This is a genomic window from Streptomyces sp. NPDC046335 (assembly GCF_055587985.1).
The window spans coordinates 51,264-57,263 of sequence record NZ_JBVJFF010000025.1; the positions used below are offsets into that span (position 1 = coordinate 51,264).

Consider the following 6,000-nt stretch of genomic DNA (forward strand, 5'->3'; position numbering starts at 1 on the left):
AGGCGTCGCAGGCCCTGGCACGCACATCTGCGGCGTTGTCGTCGGTTGCCAACGCTAGGTGAGCCGACCAAGATCCAGGCGGGCAAGGCCGAGGAGTATTGCTCTCTGCGTGAGCGGAGTGAGCCGGACGGTGCGCACAGGCATTGCGCCGCTCTGCGGTGCTCTCCGCGCGAGCGGAGGCGCGACGGCTGGAAGGCTCACGGCGAAAGAATCCAACGTGCGTTGTATGAGGCGGAGACGAGAGCGATACGCGGAAGGTGGAGCATGGGCCCGGGCAGTGCCGCGTGGCGGTCGGCCGCAGCCGCAGCCTCAGCGCTCAAAGACTCTTTGGAGCCCGAACTGGAGGAGGCTCGTGCGGTTTCCTCGGAATGCGTCGCGCTGTATGAGGCCATCAGTGGCAGGGCCGGAAAAGGCAGGAAGCTCGGCAAGGCCAGCCACAAGGGGGCCGAAATCAGCGGGCCCTTGTGGCAGTTCCTGCGACAGGCGGAGGAGCGGCTGACAGCCATCCTGGCTTCGCGCAAAGCGCGCAGCAGCCCGAGCGCGCGGTCGGCGAGCAGGTTGATGTCGGCTGCTGTGTAGGCGTGGGCGGTTCCACGAAGATGCCGAAGCCGACGGCGAGCTGGGCGAGGGTGCCGTGTCTGTGCAGGTACACCAGGGCATGCTGGTGTGACGGGAGCTTGCAACGGCGGTCACCCTCACGGGTGACGATGAGCATGGTGACCCACTCGACCAGAACGTGAGGCAGGTCGAGTGCGGCAGGATGGGGTGACCAAGGAGGCTGCTGTGCCGGTGAGTTGAGGCGACGAACCCCTTCCTCAACGGCACGGAAGCCTCGTGCGTTGCTGACACCGACCCCGTCACTCGATCAGTGGCCACACTGAAAGAAATCACTGACCACATGTCACGACGATTGCTGGAATCTGCCAAGAGTCGATGGGGGCTTCAGGGTGGGCATTAGTCGTTGAGCGGCCATACCTGCAGCAGCCATTCCTCGACGCCCTCGTAGTACAGGTCCTTGCCGATCAGTGCCTGGGCCTCGGCCCGTCCCTTGCAGTAGGCACGGATGCGGTGACGCCCAATCGCACCTGTTGAGACCGGGCCGTCGACGAGGCCGCGATCCCATTCGCGGACGTACAGGTTGCCCGTCTCGCTGATGAAATCTGCCTCCGAGATCGCTTCCCAGTCGTCGGTGTTCTGTTGCGCAGGCTCTTCGCTCCAGGTCTCAAGGCGAACGAGAGGATGAAAGTCGTTGCCTCCGGAGCTGAGGAGCACCCCCCGCCCGGCGCCAGCCGTGAAGTGCGTGGTGTCGGGCCAGTCCTCCGGCATGTCGATGCGGCCGTCCTCGTCCAGCAGCAAGAAGTGCCGATACTCCACACACGGCTTTGATTCGTGGATAACGGCCAGTAGATTTGCGGGGGGCACGAGCATCATCCCTCAGGGCAAGTTCATGGTTCTCGGGATGGGTAGCCTAGTTGGCGGCCCGACCTGCGGCTACTGCTGCACGAGAACGTAGAACGGATCGCTGTCGATCACACGCTGCCGGTCGTAGAACTGGCCCAGCTTCGCACCACCGCGCCCGTTGTCGCCCGCATCGAGCGCGCGGGCTGAATAGTTGTTGTCGCCGGTCGAGGCGCCCTGCGCAGTGGACTGGAACGGGTATTCGTCACAGTCCAGACCGCGGGATGCGTAGTCCTCGCCGAAGTTCTCCTTGCACGTCTTTACTGCTGCACGGTGGTGCGCCCTGCGCAGCGATTTGTCGTGGTAGACGCGGGTCAGGGGCTTGCCGCTGGTAGCTCCCCCGGGGGCGATCTTCCCAGCCTTGATGGGGAAGGTCGGGTACCGGCCTGTCTGAGCGTCGATGATGTGGTCGGCGGTTTCATTCACCTTGGGGTCGGCGACGCTCATGTCGAAGAACAGCTCAGTGGTCTTGTCGTACACGCAGCCCTTGTGTGACCCGATGTAGGTGGCCGAATCGCAGCGGAAGCCGTTCTTCCCGGTGGTGACGGGTTTGGTCTGGCCTCCTTCAAGCGTGGAGGTTGCTTTGAAGTCGTGCCAGCTGATCTTGTCTGTGTTGATGGCCCCGGTCTCTGGCGATGAGAACGTGAAGTATGCAGACGGCTGAGACCGCCACTTGACGATCGACTGGCTCTGCTTATTCTGGGGGTCACCCTTACACTTGGAGCCTGTCGACTTGGTGCACTTCATATCGAGGGTAACGATGCGCTTCTGGAAATCGGGACCACCCTTTATTGCCATGGTCTCGATGCTGGAGACGAACGCAACACTGCGTGTGCCCGGCTTAACCGTGCCCAAAGTGTTGAGGCGGTACTGGAAGTACTCCTTCTCTTGGCACCTGCTGCCCGTACAGGCCAAGACACTCAGCTTATAGATGCCTGTCTTGCACCAGTAGTTGTGGTCAAGAACCCAACCGTTTGCCTTGTCGGCACTGTCCATGGTTTTGCACTCGTCGGCGCTTACCGGGGGATAGGCGCGAGCGGCACGTCGCGGAGCGCCCTCGGTAAGGCTCTCCCGGAGGTTCTTGGCGGCCTTGGCGCGCTCCAGCATCTCTTCAGGGGTTTCTTTTGGCGCCTGCGCTCGACGGCGTTCCGCGATCGACGCGTCGGGTGCCGGCTGCGCAAAAGTCGTAATGGGTGGCTGGGTGGTAGTCGTAGCGATCTCTTCGTGGGTGACTATCTCGTATGTTTCCGGATCGTCCGCCGAAGCGGTTGCCCCGCTGATTCCGCCAGCGATGATGGTGAGCATCGCGGCGATAGTGGCGACTCTTCTGAGCCTCAAAGTTCCCTCCCCTGTGGACCTGTTAGCGTGCGCTTTGGAGTTTTGGCGGCGCGCATGCCTGATAGCTGAGGGCATGGTGAGGCCCTCAGCTTCCGGAACTTGATCACATAGTTCACAGGAAGATCAAAGCGACTTCACAGATCAATTCGAGCCAGAGGATCTCCCGTGAGGTACGTGCCTGATTGTCTCGGTGGTGTAAGGAAGCACCCAAATCCGCACAGTTGCTGAAGACCATGGGCCGGGCCCGCACTGATTCCACCCACGTGGAGCCCTCGACGCGGTCCCTGGATTGGCTTGAGATGGTTACCGATACACTGCGCTCAGCACTGAACGCGCTGGATGAGGTGGTCCTCGAATGGCTGGTCGGCGTCAGAGATCCCGAGTGGCTCAGGCACTCGGGAGGAGGATTCCCGCCTCCCCAAGGCTCAGGCTGCGACAGTTACTGGTCCGGCGTGCTGACACCGACACCATGCGGTTACTCCAGGCTGTCTTCGCATCGGACGCCCCGCCTGAGCTGGCCCGTCTCCCGAGAGTCGAAATCTTGCGTCAGGTCTGGATCCAGCAACTTCTACCGGGTCGAAGACGGGGTGCAGCGGCGTGCCCCAGAAGCCGCCCGCCGGGCGCATTGTGTCTGGTCACCCCTTAACGAGCTCGTGCACAGTCGGCGGTGAGGCGGCAGGTTCTCGATCGTCGACCATGGTCGTCTGACGGGGAACGTGTCTCGTGCAGCGATCATCAGCGACCGGAGGATCACGGGCCTGTCGGCCGACGTGCTTACCGAACTCATCGCCGAGGTAAGCCCTTTGTGGCAGGAGCGTGTGGCAGGAGCGGCACCAGGCCAAGCTCGCGCCCCGGTCACGGAGGCGGGCGGTGGGCACAGGCGCGAAGCACCAGGTGGTGTTCGTGGACCATCTCCTGGCTACGCTCGTGCATCTCCGTCACGCCGCCACGCACGACGTGCTGGCCTGCTGGTTCGGCGTTGACCGCTCCACCATCACCCGAGCCATCGGTGAGATGTGGCCTCTGCTCGCCGAGCAAGGCCGCACCATCAGCCGCGGAGTTTTGGACATGCCGGCTCCGGCCGCACGAGTCCGGCCCTAGAAACCGCCGGTTCTTGCCGGGGATGTCCTCGGGCCTCGCAGAAACCGGGCCACTATCCCCGTTCTGGTGGGGAAGGGCGCCTCACCAGAACGGCGCACCGTGTGCTTCCGGTCCCTCGACCTCCGGAGCGCACGGAGGCCCCTGCCCCTGCAGGGTGCCCCTCCTGGGTGCCGCGTACCACGCTGCTGGCGCGGCACCTAGGACCTGCACCGTACTGACCGGCTTCTCCCCTCACTGTCTGGTGGGCCCTGATTGGCACGGCCGACAGCCCTGGCACGTGTGGGGATGGCCGTGCAGTCGACACGCACCGTAGATGCAAGGCTGCCCCGGTACATCGTCGTAGATACCAGGGCCGTTCCGGTCAGGGGGTGGCCGTCAGTGCGGAATGCCTTCGATACCAACTCCGCCTGGTGTGCGGACAGTGCCGCAATCTTGAACATGCCGCACGCGGGAGGGACAGGCACCTAATGAAGGGTGTACTTGCACGAGTGCACGCCCTCGGCGCCACCAGGGTCTTTGTCGACCTGCTTGCCGTCAACGGTGATCGAGCAGGACGGTGCAACGAACTTGCCGCTGGGCAGCATCAGGTTGCCCGGCCCTATATGCATGGCGAACCCGACCCTGCGTTGAGTGCTGGTCAGGGTGACCGTCTCGGTCTTCTTCCAGGGCAGTTTGACCCGCTTGGAGTCGCTGGTCTCGGCGTTATACATGATGTTGCTCGTGCCGGTCGTGCCCTTGCCACCGACTTCGAGCGTGACCTCGTAGCTCTTGCCCTGGCCTCCCGCCGCGCTGGTCTTCGACGGTGCCGCAGTCGACACAGCGCGCTTCTCCTTCTCGCCGCTGTCGCTGCTGCCGCAGGCAGCAAGAAGCCCGGTCGCCGCTATCAATGCCCCTATGGCCGTTGCCCTGTGCATGAATGCGTTCTCCTACTTTGAACCAATGTGACGTGCACCCGAGGCGCACAAAGCATCGTAGGGTCACCCGACGTGGTGAACCGAACGCGTTTGGCTTCCACCAGGCACCCTCGGATTGCGCGTCTGCGGGCGCCCGTGGCCCCAGGCTCCGGTCGCCTCTACGCCGAGCAAGCGGCCACCACGCCCGGCCGGCCCGGTCGCCCAGGGCGGGCACGGATTCAGATCTCCTTGGACCGCACCCGTGAGGCCCGCCTGCGCGCCGGGCAGGCAGTGGACCGGGCCAACTCCCGCGTCCGCGCGGACCGCCGCACCGCACAGGCCGACGCCGGGCCGCATGCCGAGGGCAGCACCTGGAATCATGACGGTTGCCGGAGACCGGCACACAGTCCGGGTACCCTCGCCTGCGCAGTGTGGTGTGCGCGAGGGGAGAGGCCGTATGGCGTTGGTGCATCGTGAGCGGTTCTCGGTCGCAGTGGAGCGACGCTTGCTCTGGTTGCAGGAAGCCGATGAGGAAGTGATCGACGACTGGCCCGAAGATACACAGGGCTTGGTGTCGGCGGAGCACGGGCGGGTGGACATCAGGACAGGAGGTCACACGCACAAGGCCGCATTCACGGTCGAAGTGTGGGATGCACCGCCCGAGCCGGATCGCACCCTCGCCTGGGAGGCAAAGGGGGAGGCGGAGCTGGACTCCGCCACGGGACAGCTCCAGTTCCACACGGCCGGGGGGCCGGATGAGAACCGGATTGGTCTCGGCTTCGCGCAGCGGCGGTGGCGGCTGCGCGCGCATGTGGTGGGCCAGCAGGAGGTCGCAGTCCTCGCCGAGCAGGACGTGCCTGACGGGGTGGAGCGCTTCCTGCTGCAGTTCTGGCCGACGTGATGGCCCTGTGGGCGGCGGCCTGCCGCCCACAGGACATGACGGTCAGGACACCTTGATCAGGAACCCGTCGTCAGAGCCGTCGATGATGCGGTTCTTGGAGTAGAAGCTGCTCATGATTCTGCCGCCGGCTTCGTTGTCGGCGTTGGGGATGGGCCGGGCGGAGAAGTTCTTTTTGGGGGCCTTGCCCTGCGGGTCGTACTTCTTCAGTGCCTGGTGTCGGCGTACTCGCCTATGTGCAGAGCCGCGTACGGATGAATGTGCAGAGCAAGGAGACCTGTGACGCGCGGGCGTCGTGGTTCGAGATGATGG

General features: G+C 64.2%; 5 protein-coding genes and 1 pseudogene. 2 read left to right on the forward strand and 4 right to left on the reverse strand.

The window, feature by feature from the left end; all coding sequences use genetic code 11:
- Positions 1–512 precede the first annotated feature (512 nt).
- The 3 genes and pseudogenes from ACZ6JY_RS39365 to ACZ6JY_RS39375 all read right to left on the reverse strand — a co-directional run.
- Positions 513–715: pseudogene (locus tag ACZ6JY_RS39365) on the reverse strand (transposase family protein); the annotation flags it as partial.
- Between the two features lie 239 nt (positions 716–954).
- Positions 955–1,356 carry a hypothetical protein gene (locus tag ACZ6JY_RS39370; protein ID WP_469204199.1) on the reverse strand — a complete coding sequence of 134 codons (402 nt, stop codon included), beginning with the start codon at positions 1,354–1,356 and terminating at the stop codon, positions 955–957.
- Positions 1,357–1,491: 135 nt separating this feature from the next.
- Positions 1,492–2,763: a NucA/NucB deoxyribonuclease domain-containing protein gene (locus ACZ6JY_RS39375; protein WP_469204201.1), complete on the reverse strand. Its 1,272-nt coding sequence runs from the start codon at positions 2,761–2,763 to the stop codon at positions 1,492–1,494.
- A 903-nt stretch (positions 2,764–3,666) separates the two neighbouring features.
- Here ACZ6JY_RS39375 and ACZ6JY_RS39380 point away from each other — a divergent pair.
- The gene (locus ACZ6JY_RS39380) at positions 3,667–3,897 is read left to right on the forward strand and encodes a helix-turn-helix domain-containing protein (RefSeq protein WP_469204203.1); all 231 of its coding nucleotides are present in this window, start codon (positions 3,667–3,669) and stop codon (positions 3,895–3,897) included.
- 464 nt (positions 3,898–4,361) lie between these two features.
- Here ACZ6JY_RS39380 and ACZ6JY_RS39385 read toward each other — a convergent pair whose 3' ends face one another.
- Positions 4,362–4,811, reverse strand: a complete 450-nt coding sequence (locus ACZ6JY_RS39385; protein ID WP_469204205.1) for a hypothetical protein — start codon at positions 4,809–4,811, stop codon at positions 4,362–4,364.
- A gap of 436 nt (positions 4,812–5,247) precedes the next feature.
- Here ACZ6JY_RS39385 and ACZ6JY_RS39390 point away from each other — a divergent pair, with 436 nt between their 5' ends.
- Positions 5,248–5,691 carry a hypothetical protein gene (locus tag ACZ6JY_RS39390; protein ID WP_469204207.1) on the forward strand — a complete coding sequence of 148 codons (444 nt, stop codon included), beginning with the start codon at positions 5,248–5,250 and terminating at the stop codon, positions 5,689–5,691.
- Positions 5,692–6,000: the final 309 nt, after the last annotated feature.

Coding starts and splice junctions, on each gene's coding strand:
- ACZ6JY_RS39375 (WP_469204201.1), bottom strand. CDS start 2,763: ATGCTCACCATCATCGCTGGCGGAATCAGCGGGGCAACCGCTTCGGCG.
- ACZ6JY_RS39385 (WP_469204205.1), bottom strand. CDS start 4,811: ATGCACAGGGCAACGGCCATAGGGGCATTGATAGCGGCGACCGGGCTT.
- ACZ6JY_RS39390 (WP_469204207.1), top strand. CDS start 5,248: ATGGCGTTGGTGCATCGTGAGCGGTTCTCGGTCGCAGTGGAGCGACGC.